Here is a 17,926-nt window from a genome sequence, read left to right as displayed (position 1 = left end):
CTTAACCTTAATCCACGCCATTTACCACCCTTGACCGACTATAATAAAGGACTATGATGCGCCCTCTTTAACACTGAGGTAAGGAATAGATGAGCGCAAAAGATTTAGGGCATTTCAGCTCACGCATAGGCTTTATCATGGCGGCTGCTGGCTCGGCCGTCGGTGTCGGTAACATCTGGGGATTTCCCACTCAGGCGGCAACCCATGGTGGCGGCGCCTTCCTCTTGGTGTATCTGGTGCTCATCTTCCTGCTGGGCTACCCCATGCTGGTCGCCGAACTCATGATTGGCCGCCACGGCCAGACCAACCCTGCCGATGCCATGGCCAAGCTGGGCAGCAGCAAGCTGAGTCGCAACCTGGGCAAGACCATAGGTTTCGCCTCCATCATTACCGCCACTCTAATCTGCACCTTCTACAGCATCCTATCTGGCTGGTTTGTCAGCTTCACCCTGGCGCCAATCGCCAGGCTGGCGGGAATGCAAGAGATTGCCCTCTGGTTAACCAGCTTCTCGCTGGAGCGTAATCTACTCTTTACCCTAATCTTTATCCTCATGGTGGTCTTAGTGATCCGCCAGGGGGTACAGCAGGGGATCGAGGCTTGGTCCAAGCGACTCATGCCGCTGCTGTTGGCAATCTTGATACTGGGCGTAGCCTATATTCTGACTCAACCCGGTGCAAGCCAGGGGCTAAACGCCCTGCTGGTGCCGGATTTCAGCCGCATTTGGGAACCTCAGGTGCTTATCGGCGCCTTGGGCCAGACCTTCTTCTCACTCACCGTGGGTACAGGCGCCATGATGGTCTACGGCGCCTACCTGAATCGGCAGGAAAACCTAGCCAAGCTGACTGCCTACGTCACCCTGACCGACACCAGCGTCGCCTTCCTCGCCGCCTTGATGATCATACCCGCCATGTATGTGGCCCAGCATAACGGCGTTCAGATCTTCGCCGCCGATGGTAGCCTGCTCAATGCCGATACCTTGGTGTTCACCGTACTGCCGGCGCTGTTCGACAGCTTGGGCGGCTTAGCTGGGCAGCTGATCGCCATCGTCTTCTTCATCCTGATGACCATAGCCGGACTGACATCGGCCATCTCGATTGTCGAGGTACCCACCAGCTATATGGTAGAGAAGACAGAGATTCAGCGTCACAGCGCCACCTATCTGGTAGGCGGTGGCATCGCCCTACTGGCGACTATCATGGTGTTTAATTTCGATGCCCTATTCGGGTTAGTTATTACCCTGACCACGGAGCGTGCCCAGCCCTTTATCGCCTTAGGTATCGCCCTTTACACCGGCTGGGTATGGCATAGAAACAGCCTGCTCAAGGCGATCGCCGCCCAGGAAGGCGCCAAGCTCGACGGCCTCTTCTGGCGCATCTGGCCTGTGTACGTGAAATATGTTTGCCCAGTGCTGATCCTCGCCATCATATTGCAGCTGCTGACCGCCTGAGGCTTAGCGAGTAAGTCGACCTGAGATGAGCATAAAAGGTCGGTCTAAAGCTCAGATACACAAAAGCCTAGTCATTGGGATATGACTAGGCTTTCTATTTGGGCAACCACCAATGGCTGAAGAGCCAGCCCTAGGTATATTGCTTGATGATCATCTCGACCACAGTTTGGGTGATCTCATCGAGCTTGGCCTGGCTAGGGAGAGGCTCACCCTGGATCAACTGAGGCCAGAAGCAGTAGGCCTTGATCACAGCGGTAAACTGAACCACTAGGATCTCGCTATCCTTCGCCTTCAACGCACCGGCGGCGATCGCCTGATTGAACCAGTTCGCCAGTGGCGATTCCTGCTTACTAAACTCCGACATGGCATCTTGAATTAGCTCCGGCTTGTGAATCGCCTCGGCGATAATCACCCTGGCCGTGTCTATAAACCCCCTAGCACTTAACAGCTTAATCTCGTGCTGCACCAATTGGGTCAACTGTGAAGCCAGGCTCTCCTCGGCGCTGAAGGGTAAAGATTCGAAGGCACACAGCATCTCCATCATCTCGAGCATGATGGCACTAAACAACGCCTCTTTGCTGGGGAAATGGTTATACACGGTGCGCTTGGACACATCGGCACGTTTGGCAATGTCATCCATACTCGCCAGGCTAAATCCCTTATTTTGAAACTCCACACTGGCTGCCTCGACGATGGCCGCGCGTTTCAGCTCCGAGCGAGTTAATTTTTTCTCTATCATTTTAAATAACTTATTAGGTTTACCTTGGCGAATTGCAATTATTTTACACTTATTAGTTTACTTTTTAAACTAAGATTATATAAACTACACCGACTAGTTTACATTTGGTGGTTGCAATGAAACGCAAATATCTCATCTCACTTGGCATCATACTCGGAGGCGGCATGCTGACATCTAACCTAATCAACTCCTCTTTGGCGCCGCAAGCCCTGGCCTCAGGTGATCAACTTGCCAGCAGAGAGCCTGCCGCACACCACAGAGCAGATGGCGGCTTTCAAAATACCGCCGCCAATCTCACCGAGAACAGCGGCATGGGCGCCATCCTGATGCGTTACCTGACCGAGACGCGAGTCGATGCCAGCCCTTCCAAGGCAATCCCTTTGATGTCCCTGACCCACGATGGCATCGCCGCGCTGCCTGACACTCAGGACAGCGTGATCCGCTTGGGCCACTCGAGCATCTTACTCAAGATAGCGGGCCAAACCTGGTTGATCGATCCCGTTTTTAGCGACCGGGCCTCGCCCTTTAGCTTTATCGGCCCTAAACGCTTCCATCAACCACCGATCGCCCTCGAGCAGCTTCCCGAGATCGATGGCGTGTTGATCAGCCACGACCATTACGATCACCTGGACGAAGAGAGCATCAAGCGACTCCACCACAAGGTGAAGCGTTTCATCGTCCCTCTGGGTGTCGAGCAACATCTACTTCGCTGGGGCGTCGCCAATGATAAGGTGCAGCCGCTGGATTGGTGGCAGAGCGTGACGCTTGGCGAACTCAACATCACGGCAACGCCGACCCAGCACTTTTCCGGCCGGGGACTTTGGGACAAGAACCAGACCCTCTGGGCCAGCTATGTCATTCAATCTGACAAGAGCAAGCTGTACTTCAGCGGCGACTCGGGCTACTTCGACGGCTTCAAGGCCATAGGCGAGCGGTTCGGCCCCTTCGACCTCACCATGATAGAGACGGGCGCCTATGACAAAGACTGGCCCAGCATCCATATGACGCCGGAGCAGAGCCTGCAGGCCCACCTGGATCTGGGAGGACGTCAGATGATGCCGATCCACAACGGCACCTTCGATCTGGCCTTTCACAGCTGGTACGAGCCACTGGAACGCATCGCCGCCCTGGCCGCCGATGCAAACACACAGCTCATCACGCCAATCGTGGGACAGGTACTGGATATTCACAACGCGCCCGAAAGCATCGCCTGGTGGCGGGAGGAACAGCTCAACTTAGCACTAAACGAATAATCTTCTGCCCTTGAGGCTCACCACTGGCTTGGCATCAAGGACCGGTTTTTCCTCTGCGATTCGAGATGCTAGAATGGCGACAATAAAAATTTAACCATCAAAATTGTTTTAGGGATTGAAACATAGTGAAAAAATTTTTTGTCGCCATCATTCTATTTGTGGCCTTTATCCTCTATTGGCAGACGCGTGACAGTTCGATCATCGTCCCTACTCAAGCAGCCGATACACCCAATGCCCCTACCGATAAATCTGCTAATGTGGCGCCTGACACTGCAAGCCATTCGCAAGCACTCAATGGGCTAAATTACGCCGATTGCCGTAATACGCTTCAATCTGCCAAGGATCTCAAGCAAAAATGGGCCGGAGAGCAAGATTGGGATCAACGACTCGAGCAAGGCTACTCCATAGACGACATTACCCTGGCTATGGGTCATTATCTCAATGCAAACTTTGTAGGCAGCTGGCGAGCCAAACAGCTCAAACATAATTCTCAGCTAAGCCAGGTTAATCGCAACCTAGGCGAGCAGGTAAAGGCGCTGATACCCGACTTGCCGAGTTTCGTTCGCGTAGAAAAAGCTGTTCCGCAGCCACAACTCGCAAACATAACAGAGTTAAAACAAGAAGAGGCTCTAGCCCTGCTTGAATCCACAGAGATTTCAATCGATGATCTAAATTGGCTACTGAAACAAGAGAGCTTACCTCAGACCCTCTTGCTACAAGCACTCAATCAAATAGAGGATGTCAACGCTTTACTCGGCTACGGTATTACACAGAATGAAACCTTACATCTTATCGATACCGCAGCCTTTCATGGTCGCAATCAAGTTGTCTCAACCCTACTAAACAAAGGTAGCCAACTGACGAATGATCCCTATCTGGGCACGACGATGGAATATGCCCTTGCAGGCCTCGATTATCGGTTCCGTATGAACAAACTCAGCGATGATGAAGCCTTTGGACGCCAGATAGAGATCATCAGACTCCTGCAGTCACAGGGGAGCCCGGCAAACTTCATCTCAAACACAGAACAGAGTGTTAAAGGATTCTTCCCAAGACACTTTTACAGTTTCGACGCCCAGCAAATCGCATTTCTACAGCAAACTCACGATTTAGCCTTGGCTCAAATCCTCCCCAAGCAGGGCCTAAGGTTCGATAAACAGAGCGCCTTAATGCAAGCTCTCGAGAAAGAGCTCGCAGAGCAGTTAACAACTATTGCTTCAGAGTCCGAGCGCAACCAATGCAAGATAATTGTGGCTCGAGTCGATCAAGAGTGGCAACCTCGAGATCTCAACTTTTTCACCGCTAAGCTCACTGAAGAGGGGAAAAATGTCACCAGAGAAACCCTCAATGAAATCGATCCTATTCTGGCGGACTGTTCTTCAAAGGTTGCACCAAATACATTTGGGGTAAGTTACCTTCACGATAGAGAGTTGGAAGATAAGGTCTACGGGTTCGCTCGTGAGAATAAGATCTCTGAAGCCATAAGCGTGTTAGAAGAGGCGCAGCTTAATGAAGCGGAATATCGCCATTTCTTCTATCAACTGCTAGGTTACGACCCCACTTATTTTGTACCTTTACAGACCAGTCGCCTGCACCAGGATAGGCTCTCTTATTCGCTGTTATACGACGCCACCAAGAGTAGAATGGTCGACGTTATTGCCCAGGGTATAGATATCGACGAGCTCGACTATTCTGGTAAGAGCCTGCTCGACATAGCGATTACAAAAGAAGATCTTCAACTGCTTAATTATCTCATCTCACAGCACATTCTCTACCCCGAAAGAGTGGTTGGACGGGATCCTTTATATCTCTTGTTAGACACGAGTGATCATAGGTTCAATCCGGATCAACTCATGACCTATTTACCGCTTATCATGTCACTCGAACCGCCAATTCAGCCAGCACATATCAGGTTAATGGCGCTTTTACGGTTAAAATACACAAAATTATATGCTGACATGACCGAGCTATACCCCCAATTAATCGCACCGGAAGACACGCAACTACCACCGGCAATCTGCTTATATTATTAACCCTGCGTAAATCAGTGAAAAGGCGCCCAACTGGGCGCCTTTGATTCACATTCGATTGACTTGCTATAGCTGTTAACACACCTCACTTGCTACTCATGAAAGTCGACTTTCACCTTCTTAGCATCTTGCTGCAACTCGGCGGGTTTTGGCACATGAATGGCGAGCACGCCCTTCTTGTACTTGGCAGTGATCTGGTCGGCGTCGATGTTGAAGCCTAAAGGGATCTGCCGCTGGAACGAGCCGAATGAGCGCTCTCTCAGGTGATAGCCTTTCTCATCTTTCTCCTGCTCATGACGCTTCTCACCGCTGATGGTGAGATAATTACCGCGGATGTCGACGTCGATGTCCTTCTCTTCCATATCAGGCAATTCAGCCTTGATCTCGACATATTCGGCACATTCTTTGACATCAATGGCAGGCATCACGCCCAGCTCGGCGCGCGTGTTAGGCCAAGTGGTTAGCCAGTCTTTAGCAAAATCATCGAATACATTGTCTAGCCGCGAATGCAGTGCGGTTCGCGGATCATCTTTATGAAAGATTGAGGGGAAGAAAGATCGCATAACAAACTCCTTTGTTGGTTGAATCTCCATAAGGCAAGATTCAGAGGATTTACGAACAGCCCAAAGCGCAAGCCCTCCGGGCTCCTTACTTTAATTTTAGTCCCTTAGTCCTGCTTTTTACGGACCGCAAGGGGCTATCTAGCGCTAGGTTAATCCAGATCAAATCGAGGCGAAAAATCACTTATCTCGGCAGTGTTCAGGCACAGAATATGCCCTTACCTCCATGTAAGAACTCCTTCAGTTCAATGCAAAACAAAGGCAATATTATTATGAGGTTATAGCCGTTTTAACCACGCCGAAGTCAGCCACATTTTTAAAGACAGCGGGGAGAGACTTAGGTATGCTCTGAATGACACTATTTATCGAAAGGAATCGTTCATGGACACTGCATCCATCGACAGCGCACCAGCGCCGACACCCACAACACAGGCGCCTGCCCAAGCTAGCCCACAGGTGCCCACGCAACCCGCTATCCAGCCAGAGTTTAAACACTCGGGCCTGGGCATCGCCGCCTTTACCCTGAGTATCATCGCAACCCTGTTAATCTTTGGCATAGTCACAGTGGCTGGCGTCATGGAGGCCACCACACCCGGTGGCATAGATGAGACATCGCCCGAAGCAATCGTCGTTGGCATGCTGATCTTTGCCTTCATCGGCCTGGCCTTGGTAGCCCTGGGGCTGGGAATTGGCGGCCTGGTGCAGAAACAACGCAAGAAGATCTTCGCCATACTGGGCACCATTTTCTCCTCGGTCGCTATTCTGGCCACCCTGGCACTCATCGCTTATGGCACCACGATAGACTAAATCAAAGGTTTTCCCTCTAAACAGGGAGGCGCTAACAACAAAAAAGGGGCCTAAGCCCCTTTTTTAAATTTGCAGTTGGTTTAACGCAGCACTTCCTCTAACGCTCTTAGGCAGAGGGCGACATTCTCGCGCCGCGCGCCGAAGCCCATCAGGCCGATACGCCAGGCCTTACCAGCCAAAGCGCCCAGACCGGCACCTATCTCCAGGTTATAGTTTTCGAGCAATTGCTTACGCACGGCGCCATCATCAACTCCCTCGGGAATATAAACCGCGTTGAGCTGTGGCAGACGCGAGCCCTCCTCGACCACAAACTTAAGCCCCAGATTTTCCAGTCCGTCACGCAGTAATGCGTGCATAGACTGATGGCGGGCCCAGGCATTTTCCAGCCCCTCTTCGGCCAGCAGGCGTAGCGACTCATGCAGGGCATACAGGGCATTGACCGGCGCCGTATGGTGATAGCTGCGCTTACCGCCCGCCCCCTGATCGCCACTCCAGTAACCCATGACCAGGCTCTGATCCAGGAACCAACTCTGCACCGGCGTCTTACGCGCCTTGAGCTTCTCTACCGCCGCAGGCGAGAAAGAGACAGGCGACAGCCCCGGCACACAGGAGAGGCACTTCTGGCTGCCCGAATAGATGGCATCTATGCCCCACTCGTCGACCCTGAGCTCCACGCCGCCGAGGGAAGTTACCGCATCGCCGATCGACAGACAATCGTGGGCCTTGGCCAACTGACACAGTCCCTTAGCGTCCGACAGCGCCCCGGTTGAGGTCTCGGCATGCACGAAGGCGAGGAACTTGGCATCGGGATGGGCCTTGAGCGCCGCCTCGACATCGCTCAGTGATACCGGCGTGCCCCATTCGTTATCCACCACCACAGCGGTGGCACCGACGCGCTCAACATTCTGACGCATACGCTCGCCAAATACGCCGTTACGACAGACGATCACCTTCTCGCCCGGCTCCACCAGGTTAACGAAACAGGTTTCCATGCCGGCGCTGCCAGGGGCTGAAACTGCTAACGTCATGGCATTTTCGGTCTGAAACGCATATTGGATCAGTGATTTAAGCTCATCCATCATGCCGACAAACAGGGGATCCAGGTGGCCTATGGTCGGTCTTGCCTGCGCCGCCAGAACCTCGGGATAGACATCCGACGGGCCCGGGCCCATCAAGACTCGGCGTGGGGGATTAAAAGGGGTAACTTTGGGTGCTGCTAACATCTCATGTCCTCTATCAAGCCTTAGCTTGAGAAGTTAGGGTTAAGGCTAACTGTCGTTTTGATTTGATGACGAAGGCTTTACGCCCCATCATCACCCTACGGATGAACAGTTACTTTCGTGCCATAATACCAATCGTAGTAAATAACTGATCATGCTAGCTTGTTAAAACGTCCGATAACGGCGTTACTATTTTTGATTGTAGAATAACTACTTATCGAAAAATTCTGCCTTGTTCTCGACCGTTTTTCCTGTGCTATTTCTGATCACTTACTTACCGTGATTGGTATAACTGGCATCTTATTGCTTTGAATCTGTTGCAAGATAACATAAAAAAAGGCGCCATCGCGCCCCTTTAACGTTAAAGTTTGTCTCTGCTCGCGACAGCAAAAAACATTAGTCGCGATTATCCAGAAACAGCTTATAGGCCGGGCTTTGGGTCTCTTCTTGATAGACGAAGCCCAGCTCGGTAAGAAACTGCTGGAAGGCGACGCTATCGCTCTCGGGCACCTCGAAACCGGCCAGCACCCGCCCGTAGGCCGCGCCATGGTTGCGGTAGTGAAACAGGCTGATGTTCCACTTGCTGCGCAGGGTGGTGAGAAACTTAAACAGGGCGCCGGGATGCTCGGGAAACTCGAAGCTGAACAGACGCTCCTGCAGCGGCTCGGGCGGCAGGCCGCCGACCATGTAGCGCACGTGCAGCTTGGCCGTCTCGTCGTGAGACAAGTCCTGCACCTCGAAGCCGTCGCCCTCGAGCCGCGCCACTATCTCATCCAGCTCCGCCTGACCGTGAGACAGGCGAATACCGGCAAACACCACCGCCTTCTCGCGGCTGGAAAAGCGATAGTTAAACTCTGTCATGGCGCGCTTTTCAAGCAGCTCACAGAAGCGCAAGAAGATCCCCGGACGCTCCGGCACCTTCACCGCCAGAATCGCCTCCTTCTGTTCACCTAGCTCGCAACGCTCGGACACATAACGCAGGCTATGGAAGTTAACGTTGGCGCCGCTGAGAATGGCCGCCACCTTCTGCCCCTTTCCCTCGTCGCCGATATATTTCTTTAGCCCAGCCAGAGACAGCGCCCCCGCCGGTTCGGCAATGGCGCGGGTATCCTCGAAGATATCCTTCACCGCGGCGCAGATCTCATCGGAAGTGACGATCACCACCTGATCCACATACTCGCGGGCCAACCTGAAGGGCTCGGCGCCGATCTGCTTCACCGCCACACCGTCGGCAAACAAGCCCACCTGAGACAGCACCACCCGCTCGTCGGCCTCCAGGGCCGCCTTGAGGCAGGCCGAGTCTTCTGGCTCGACGCCTATGATCTTCACCTGGGGCATCACCGCCTTATAGTAGGCCGCGATCCCGGCGATCAGGCCGCCACCGCCCACGGGCACGAACACCACCTCGAGATCCCGCTGCTGTTGCAGCATCTCCTGGGCGACTGTGCCTTGCCCGGCGATCACCGCCTCATCGTCGAATGGCGCCACATAGATGCGCCCCTCATCGCGGGCGAGCTGCTGGGCATGCTCGTTGGCCATGTCGAAGGACTGGCCGTGCAGCACCACAGTGCCACCGAGGCGACGCACCGCATCCACCTTGATATCCGGCGTAGTCTGGGGCATGACGATCACCGCGCTCACCCCGCGCGCCGAGGCCGACATGGCGACCCCCTGGGCATGGTTTCCCGCCGAGGCGCACACCACGCCCCGCTGACACTCCTCCTGACTCAGCTCGGCGATACGGTTGTAGGCGCCGCGCAGCTTAAAGGAGTGTACCGGCTGCATATCTTCACGCTTGAGAAATACCTGACAGCCGAGGCGTGCCGACAGCTTATTGAGGCTGGAAAGCGGCGTCACCTTGGCGACATCATAAACCGACGACAGCAAGATCTTCTGCAGATAATAGTGAGCGAGATCCAGCTGAGACTGAGAGGCAAGGGCCAACATACTAATCCTCCAGCTTACTGACGTCGCGCACCGCGCCCTTATCGGCACTGGTGGCGAGCATGGCATAGGCTTTCAGCGCCAGCGACACGCTGCGCTCACGATTAACCGGCTTCCAGGCCTGCTTGCCACGGGCCTGCATGGCTTGGCGACGAGTCTCGAGCACCTCGTCGCTCACCGCCAGGGTGATAGAGCGTGCAGGGATATCGATCTCGATACGATCGCCGGTTTCCACCAATGCGATAGTGCCTCCGGCCGCGGCCTCAGGCGATACATGGCCGATGGACAAACCTGAGGTACCACCTGAGAAGCGCCCATCGGTGATCAGGGCACAAGAGGTGCCCAGCCCTTTAGATTTCAGGTAACTGGTGGGATAGAGCATCTCCTGCATGCCGGGACCGCCTTTAGGGCCTTCGTAACGGATCACTACCACATCACCGGCAACCACCTCGCCGCCTAAGATGCCGGCCACGGCGTCGTCCTGGCTCTCATACACGCGGGCATGGCCGACGAAGGTATGGTTAGCCTCATCGACCCCGGCAGTCTTCACGATACAGCCATCGGCCGCGATGTTGCCGGACAGTACCGCCAGGCCGCCCTCCTGGCTGAAGGCAAATTCGCGGGTGCGGATACAGCCCTCTTGGCGATCCACATCCAGGCTCGGCCAACGACAGCTCTGGCTGAAGGCCTTAGTGGTGGGGATGCCGGCAGGGCCGGCGGCATAAAACTGCTGAACCGCCTCATCCTGGGTCTGGACCAGGTCATACTGGGCCAGCACCGCCTTGAGGTTCACACCCGCCACATGGCTGACATCCGTATGCAGCAGGCCGGCTCTGTCCAGCTCACCTAAGATGCCCATCACACCACCGGCGCGGTGCACATCTTCCATATGATATTTAGGGGTCGACGGCGCCACCTTACACAGGTGCGGCACCTGGCGGGACAGGCGGTCGATATCGGCCATGGTGAAGTCCACCTTGGCCTCTTGGGCCGCGGCCAGAAGGTGCAATACGGTATTGGATGAGCCGCCCATGGCGATATCCAGTGCCATGGCATTCTCAAACGCCTTGAAGCTGGCGATATTGCGTGGCAGCGCCGAATCGTCATCATCGAGGTAGTAACGGTTGGCCAGCGCCATCACCCGGCGACCGGCCTCAAGGAAGAGTTCGCGGCGATCGCTGTGGGTCGCCAGCAACGAGCCATTGCCCGGCAGCGACAAGCCTAAGGCCTCGGTCAGGCAGTTCATCGAGTTGGCGGTAAACATGCCCGAGCAGGAGCCACAAGTTGGGCAGGCGCTACGCTCTATCTTCTCGCTGTCTTCGTCCGAGACGCGATCGTCAGCCGCGGCCACCATGGCATCCACCAGATCCAGTTTTATCAGCTTGTCCGATAGCTTGGTCTTACCCGCCTCCATGGGGCCGCCGGAGACAAACACCACGGGGATGTTGAGTCTGAGCGCCGCCATCAGCATGCCTGGGGTGATCTTGTCACAGTTGGAGATACACACCAGGGCGTCGGCGCAGTGGGCATTGACCATATACTCGACGCTATCGGCGATCAGCTCACGCGATGGCAGGGAGTAGAGCATGCCGCCGTGGCCCATGGCGATGCCATCATCCACGGCGATAGTATTGAATTCTTTGGCGATACCGCCCGCCTCTTCGATGGCACCTGCCACCAGCGAGCCCATATCCTTGAGGTGCACGTGCCCCGGCACAAACTGGGTAAAGGAGTTGGCAATGGCGACAATCGGCTTACCAAAATCACTGTCTTTTACCCCGGTCGCCCGCCAGAGGGCGCGAGCTCCGGCCATGTTGCGCCCTTGAGTACTGGTAGCTGAACGTAGTTTTGCCATGACACTTTCCTTCTGTTGCGTTGGCGGCCGAGCCACCTGAGCTAAATTGGAGCCTCGACGACAAATCCACCGTCGAGGTTTTAATCTTATCTTAATTGCTGTGGTTTGCGCCTTAAAGCGGCTCTAACCAGCCCCACTTATCCTGGGTCTCACCATTAAACAGGCCGAAGAAGCTCGCCTGCAAGGCCTGGGTCACTGGGCCGCGGCCACCGGCGCCCACCTCGATGCGATCGACGCTGCGCACCGGCACTATCTCGGCGGCGGTTCCTGTCATAAAGATCTCATCTGCCAGGTAGAGAAACTCACGCGACATAGGCTCTTCAACCACCTCATACCCCAGGTCTCTCGCCATGGTAATGATGGAGTCACGGGTGATCCCTAGCAGGATGGCCGCGGTGGCTGGCGGGGTATAGAGCTTGTTCTTCTTCACTACAAACAGGTTGGCACCGGCGCCTTCGCTCACCAGGCCGTTGACGTCCAAGGCGATCCCCTCATCGAAGCCGTTACGCTTGGCCTCGGTGGAGATCTGTAAGGAAGATAGATAGTTACCACCCGCCTTGGCACCGGTAGGTATGGTATTCGGCGCCAGACGATTCCAGGAGGTCACGGCCACATCGACGCCGCGTTCCATGCTGCCCTCCCCCAGGTAAGCGCCCCAAGGGAAGGCGGCCACCATGAGATCGCACTTCGCATCCTTAGGCGGGGTGATCCCCATGCCGACGTCGCCGAAAAACACCAGGGGACGAATGTAGGCGGCGTCGAGTTTGTTGCTCTTTACTATGTCTCGACAGGCCTGCATGGTCTCATCGAAACAATAGGGCACAGGCATGCGATAGATCTTGGCCGAGTCATACAGGCGCTGCACATGGTCGGTTAGGCGAAATCCCGCCGGTCCCTGTGGCGTGTCGTAGACGCGGATCCCCTCGAACACCGAGGTGCCGTAATGCAAGGCGTGCGACATCACGTGTACCTTGGCATCCCCCCAAGGCATGATCTCTCCATTAAACCAAATCAACTCTGCTGTTTTTGCGGCCATCTTCTCTCACCTGTCTGTTTCGCGTCTTAGGCGCTTGCGTGTTGGGGGTATCTTGTCGCGGCGGGCTTGGCCGAAAGGACCTCGCACTCGGTGACATCGATCAGTTTGTTCAGCTGATGGCTCAGAAGCTCGAGCGCGCGCTCGCTCTCCACCACCATGCCGAGCCGGGTGGTACCATTGTCACCCAGGTGCATATCCATCTCGGTGACCTTAAATCCACGGTGGCGTGTGACTCGCAGGACACGTTCTACCACCTCGGGTTGCTGGGCTAAGGTTAAGGCTAGGTTATAGATCATGTCTGCTTCTCCATCTCATCCATCATGTCGCGGTTACTGGCGCCGGGCGGCACCAAAGGCCAAACGTTGTGGGCCTCGTCGATTCTTACGTGCAATAAGAAAGGCCCCTTTGCATCGAGCATCTCATCGAGCGCCGACTCCACCTCACCCGCCTGGGTGATGGTGCGACCCGGGATGTCGAAGGCCGAGGCCATGGTGACAAAGTCCGGGTTGTCGGAAAGGTCTGTCTCGCTGAAACGTTCTTCAAAAAATAGCTGTTGCCACTGCTTCACCATCCCCAGTTTCTGGTTATCGATCAGCAGGATCTTGAGCGGGATCTGACGTCGCTTGATGGTGGTCAGCTCCTGCACATTCATCATGAAAGAACCATCGCCTGAGACCGCCACCACACAGGCGTCCGGTCTGGCGACCTTGGCGCCGATCGCCGCCGGCAAACCAAACCCCATGGTGCCCAGGCCTGCGCTGGAGAGGTGATCTTCGGGGCGTCTGAACCACATATGCTGGGCAACCCACATCTGATGCTGGCCGACGTCGCAGGCCACCACGCTGTCCTCAGGCAATTTAGCCGCCAGACGGTTGAGCAACTTAGGCGCGAAGATCAGTTCACCGGGTCTGTCGTAGCTCCAGGCATGCAGGGCTTTCAATCTGGCCACCTCGGCCAGCCAAGGCGCTATCTCCAGCGGCTGCGCCAACGCAGGCAAGATCTCACGCAGATCCCCGGCGATGGCCACATCGGGGCGTCTAAGCTTACCCAGCTCGGCGATATCGATATCCAGGTGCACCACCTTGGCATGCTCGGCAAAGCTAGCCAGACGACCGGTGACCCTGTCGTCGAAACGGGCGCCGACCACCAGCAGCAGATCGCACTCCTGCACCGCCAGGTTGGCCGCCTTACCGCCGTGCATGCCCAACATGCCCAGATAACCTGGGTGGTCATGGGCTATACTGCCGAGTCCCTTGAGGGTCGCGACCGAGGGCATGCCGCTCTGTTTGATGAAGTCCCGCAGCTGCTCGACCGCGCCCGCCATGCCGACACCACCGCCCACGTAGAGCATGGGGCGCTGGGCCTGGGCGATCAAATTCTTAGCAGACTCGATCAGGCTAGGGTCGACTTGGGGTTCGGGCTGTATCGCTTGGAGCGGCGCCTTGTAGTCCAGCAGGGCGATCTGGATATCTTTGGGTATGTCCACCAGCACAGGGCCGGGGCGGCCAGAGGCGGCGATTTCGAAGGCGCGATACAGTGTAGGCACTAGCTCCTCGACATCTGTCACCATGAAGCTGTGTTTGGTGCAGGAGAGCGACATGCCCAGCACGTCGATCTCCTGAAACGCGTCTGTACCGATCACCGCGGTAGACACCTGACCCGTGATGGCGACCAGGGGCACAGAATCGAGCAGGGCATCGGCCAGGGCGGTCACCAGGTTGGTCGCCCCTGGGCCCGAGGTGGCGAAGCAGACACCCGTCTTACCGCTGGCTCTGGCATAACCCACGGCGGCGAAGGCTGCACCTTGTTCATGACGACTGAGCAGATGTTCAACCGGCGCACCAACCAGGGCATCGTAGATGGGCATGATGGCGCCACCTGGATAACCAAATACCGTGGTCACGCCGTGCGCGGCCAATGCCTTGATGACGGCGTCTGCGCCTCTGATCTTCTGCCCTTGTTCCATCTGCCCTATCCTGCGTAATTAAGTGTTTTTCTGGGTTAAGCAAGTCATGAGTGCTAAAAACAAAAAACCCCCGGTCCTTTCGGAGCGGGGGTTCTCGTTGCAATCTTGACCTGATTAGGTGTGTCGACGCGCCATGCGATGCCCCCGCTGTGATTTAATAATCACTACGGTAATAATCTCAATAATGAGGAGGGCAGCTTGGTTAAACATGGTGTCTTTCAGTTTCCTAATCTTTGTTTGCTTAAATTCTGTATCTCGGTCGACTCAATTTAGCCGACCTTTTAATCAATACCACAAAGCCAACGAATAACACAACCAAAACCTGCGACTATCTGTAAAAAGCCTGTTCACAGGCGTCTTGGGCAGCGCTAGCAAGCCAATCAAGACCAGATATTTCCCTACTCATGTGACTCTTGGGTTTGACTCTTGGGCCGGCCCAAGTCCGACAATTCGAAACTGAGAAAACACGGCCCAACCACTACAAATTCGTAGATTAATGTATTGATAATTAAGCTTCTTCTACGATGCGCTTCATCTCGGTCATGTAACCGCGAAGCTCGGCGCCTATGTACTCAACCGCAGTGTGACGGATAGCATCGTTCACCTCGATCAGACGCAGGTTGTCGACGCCGTTGCCGCTTTCTTTCAGGCCGCCGCCCAGGTACTCGGGAGACATCTGATTCACATAGTCACGCAGCAATGGTACGGCTGCGTGGTTAAACAGGTAACAGCCATATTCGGCGGTATCTGAGATCACCACGTTCATCTCGTACAGACGCTTACGGGCGATGGTGTTGGCGATCAGCGGTGTCTCGTGCAGCGACTCATAGTAGGCCGACTCTTCGACGATACCGGCTGACACCATGGTATCGAAGGCCAGTTCCACACCCGCCTTGATCATGGCGACCAGGAAGATCCCCTTATCGAAGTAGGTCTGCTCATCGATCGCCTCATCACATGCTGGGGCATTCTCGAAGCCAGTTTCATTGGTCTCGGCGCGCCATTTCAGCAAGTTGGCATCGTCGTTGGCCCAGTCTTCCATCATGGTCTTAGAGAACTCACCGCTGATGATGTCGTCCATATGCTTCTCAAACAGTGGCTGCAGAATAGCCTTGAGCTCCTCGGCCATCTCGAATGCCTTTATCTTGGCAGGGTTTGAGAGGCGATCCATCATGTGAGTGATACCACCATGCTTAAGCGCTTCGGTAGTGGTCTCCCAACCTTGCTGGATAAGCTTGGCGGCATAGCCAGGCTCGATACCATCGGCCACCATCTTCTCATAACCCAGGATGGCACCGGTTTGCAGCATGCCACACAAGATGGTCTGCTCGCCCATTAAGTCTGACTTCACCTCGGCGATGAAAGAGGAGTGCAGCACGCCGGCGCGATCGCCACCGGTAGCGCTGGCATAGGCCTTGGCCACTTCGAGGCCATCGCCCTTAGGATCGTTTTCTGGGTGCACGGCGATCAGGGTAGGTACACCGAAACCACGCTTGTACTCTTCGCGCACCTCGGTACCCGGACACTTAGGTGCCACCATGATAACTGTGATGTCGGGACGCACCTGCATTCCCTCTTCCACTATGTTGAAACCGTGAGAATAAGAGAGTACCGCGCCCTGCTTCATCAGTGGCATCACGGCATTAACCGCATCCGTGTGTTGCTTATCTGGGGTCAGGTTAAGCACCAGATCCGCATCAGGGATCAGCTCTTCGAAGGTGCCGACACGGAAACCGTTGCCGGTAGCTTTCTGGTAGGAAGGACGCTGCTCGGCAATCGCCTGCTCGCGCAGGGCAAAGGAGATATTCAGGCCAGAATCGCGCATGTTGAGGCCCTGGTTAAGGCCTTGGGCGCCACAGCCAAGGATGACGATATTCCAGCCCTTGATATAGTCACAGCCTTGACTAAATTCGCTGCGGTCCATAAAACGACACTGGCCAAGCTGCTCTAATTGTTGGCGTAAATTCAGAGAGTTAAAGTAATTAGCCATCAGATTCCCTACCTTTAAACGAAACCGTTGAAAATGGGCTCAACCGCCTTGGCCAAGCTGTGAATGAGATCAACTATAGCTCATGTCTTTTATTGCTTAAAATGATATATTCGAAACATCACGTTGCACTTTTTGCAATACAACAAGGGCCGATTTCACTCTCGAATCAAGCTGAAAAGGTAAGGCGTCACCATGGATATTCGTACCATCAAACTCTATCTGCACCTGAGCAACAGCCTGCACTTTGCCCGCACCGCCCAGCAGATGCATGTCAGCCCCTCTACCCTGAGCCGCGCCATGCAGCGCCTGGAGGAAGAGGTAGGTGCCAAGCTGTTCGAGCGCGACAATCGCAGCGTGACCCTCACCAATGCCGGAGTGGAGTATCGCCACTTTGCCGAGCAGACTCTGGATAACTGGAGCAAGTTGAAACACAGGCTAGATCCCAAACAAGATCTGCTGCGCGGCCGCCTCAACATCTACTGTTCGGTCACTGCCGCCTATAGTCATCTGCCGGCACTGCTGGATCGCTTTCGTAACGAACATCCCCTGGTGGAGATCGCCCTCACCACGGGGGACGCCGCCAACGCGGTAGAGATGGTGCGGCAGAACCGCGCCGACATCAGCATCGCCGCCAAGCCCGAGTCCCTGCCCGAATCCTTGCACTTCATCAAGATAGACAATGTACCCCTGGTGATCATCGCCCCTACCTTCAAATGCGCGGTGCAGGAGCTGCTGACCGAGCCCTATATTCCCTGGGATCGCCTGCCCTTCATCCTGCCGGAACATGGCCCGGGACGACTAAGAATCGAGAATTGGTTCAAGCAGTTAGGGCTAAGTGCCAATGTCTATGCCCAGGTCTCGGGGCAGGAGGCTATCGCCTCCATGGTGGCGCTGGGCTGTGGGGTGAGCATCACCCCCGAGGTGGTGATTCAAAACAGCCCGGTGAAAGACAGGATCCAGCAGCTTAGCTCGCCGGTCGCCATCCCCCCCTTCGAGCTGGGCTGTTGCAGCAAGAAAAGCCGTGAAGATGAGCCGGTGATCGCCGCCTTCGTCAAAGAACTCAATGCGGTCAACTAGC

The 17,926-nt window shown here is 55.2% G+C and carries 14 protein-coding genes; 5 read left to right on the top strand and 9 right to left on the bottom strand.

Features of this window, described 5'->3' with window-relative positions:
• The first annotated feature begins 89 nt into the window (after window positions 1–89).
• On the top strand, window positions 90–1,448 hold the full coding sequence (locus K0I31_RS01515; protein WP_220079665.1) for a sodium-dependent transporter: 1,359 nt from the start codon (window positions 90–92) through the stop codon (window positions 1,446–1,448).
• A 130-nt stretch (window positions 1,449–1,578) separates the two neighbouring features.
• On the opposite strand, the gene K0I31_RS01510 is transcribed toward K0I31_RS01515, so the two are convergent.
• Window positions 1,579–2,187: a TetR/AcrR family transcriptional regulator gene (locus K0I31_RS01510; protein ID WP_220079664.1), complete on the bottom strand. Its 609-nt coding sequence runs from the start codon at window positions 2,185–2,187 to the stop codon at window positions 1,579–1,581.
• A gap of 116 nt (window positions 2,188–2,303) precedes the next feature.
• Between K0I31_RS01510 and K0I31_RS01505 the strand changes: the two genes are divergently transcribed.
• Window positions 2,304–3,440, top strand: a complete 1,137-nt coding sequence (locus K0I31_RS01505) for an MBL fold metallo-hydrolase (protein WP_258406550.1) — start codon at window positions 2,304–2,306, stop codon at window positions 3,438–3,440.
• A gap of 125 nt (window positions 3,441–3,565) precedes the next feature.
• Complete coding sequence (locus K0I31_RS01500; protein ID WP_220079663.1) at window positions 3,566–5,473, top strand: hypothetical protein; 1,908 nt, start codon at window positions 3,566–3,568, stop codon at window positions 5,471–5,473.
• Between the two features lie 89 nt (window positions 5,474–5,562).
• On the opposite strand, the gene K0I31_RS01495 is transcribed toward K0I31_RS01500, so the two are convergent.
• On the bottom strand, window positions 5,563–6,033 hold the full coding sequence (locus tag K0I31_RS01495) for an Hsp20/alpha crystallin family protein (protein ID WP_011864102.1): 471 nt from the start codon (window positions 6,031–6,033) through the stop codon (window positions 5,563–5,565).
• 378 nt (window positions 6,034–6,411) lie between these two features.
• On the opposite strand from K0I31_RS01495, the gene K0I31_RS01490 reads away from it, so the two are divergent.
• Window positions 6,412–6,837, top strand: a complete 426-nt coding sequence (locus K0I31_RS01490) for a hypothetical protein (RefSeq protein WP_220079662.1) — start codon at window positions 6,412–6,414, stop codon at window positions 6,835–6,837.
• Window positions 6,838–6,917: 80 nt separating this feature from the next.
• On the opposite strand, the gene K0I31_RS01485 is transcribed toward K0I31_RS01490, so the two are convergent.
• The 7 genes from K0I31_RS01485 to ilvC all read right to left on the bottom strand — a co-directional run bounded on the left by K0I31_RS01485 (window position 6,918) and on the right by ilvC (window position 16,848).
• Window positions 6,918–8,060, bottom strand: coding sequence for a pyridoxal-phosphate-dependent aminotransferase family protein (locus K0I31_RS01485; protein ID WP_220079661.1), 1,143 nt, complete (start codon window positions 8,058–8,060; stop codon window positions 6,918–6,920).
• A gap of 393 nt (window positions 8,061–8,453) precedes the next feature.
• Window positions 8,454–10,004: a threonine ammonia-lyase, biosynthetic gene (ilvA, locus tag K0I31_RS01480; protein ID WP_220079660.1), complete on the bottom strand. Its 1,551-nt coding sequence runs from the start codon at window positions 10,002–10,004 to the stop codon at window positions 8,454–8,456.
• 1 nt (window position 10,005) lies between these two features.
• Window positions 10,006–11,856, bottom strand: a complete 1,851-nt coding sequence (gene ilvD, locus K0I31_RS01475) for a dihydroxy-acid dehydratase (RefSeq protein ID WP_220079659.1) — start codon at window positions 11,854–11,856, stop codon at window positions 10,006–10,008.
• Between the two features lie 112 nt (window positions 11,857–11,968).
• Window positions 11,969–12,892 carry a branched-chain amino acid transaminase gene (locus tag K0I31_RS01470; protein ID WP_220079658.1) on the bottom strand — a complete coding sequence of 308 codons (924 nt, stop codon included), beginning with the start codon at window positions 12,890–12,892 and terminating at the stop codon, window positions 11,969–11,971.
• A gap of 26 nt (window positions 12,893–12,918) precedes the next feature.
• Entirely contained in the window at window positions 12,919–13,188 is a 270-nt protein-coding gene (gene ilvM / locus K0I31_RS01465; RefSeq protein WP_144203851.1) for an acetolactate synthase 2 small subunit, read from the bottom strand.
• Window positions 13,185–14,858: an acetolactate synthase 2 catalytic subunit gene (ilvG, locus tag K0I31_RS01460; protein ID WP_220079657.1), complete on the bottom strand. Its 1,674-nt coding sequence runs from the start codon at window positions 14,856–14,858 to the stop codon at window positions 13,185–13,187. Before ilvG ends, ilvM begins: the two co-directional genes overlap by 4 nt.
• Window positions 14,859–15,366: 508 nt before the next feature.
• Window positions 15,367–16,848 carry a ketol-acid reductoisomerase gene (ilvC, locus tag K0I31_RS01455; RefSeq protein WP_220079656.1) on the bottom strand — a complete coding sequence of 494 codons (1,482 nt, stop codon included), beginning with the start codon at window positions 16,846–16,848 and terminating at the stop codon, window positions 15,367–15,369.
• Between the two features lie 192 nt (window positions 16,849–17,040).
• On the opposite strand from ilvC, the gene ilvY reads away from it, so the two are divergent.
• On the top strand, window positions 17,041–17,925 hold the full coding sequence (gene ilvY, locus K0I31_RS01450) for an HTH-type transcriptional activator IlvY (protein ID WP_011864093.1): 885 nt from the start codon (window positions 17,041–17,043) through the stop codon (window positions 17,923–17,925).
• Window position 17,926 lies beyond the last annotated feature (1 nt).

Source organism: Shewanella spartinae (assembly GCF_019457555.1).
Classification (GTDB): Bacteria; Pseudomonadota; Gammaproteobacteria; order Enterobacterales; family Shewanellaceae; genus Shewanella; species Shewanella loihica.
This window is presented reverse-complemented; position numbering and strand designations above follow the sequence as displayed.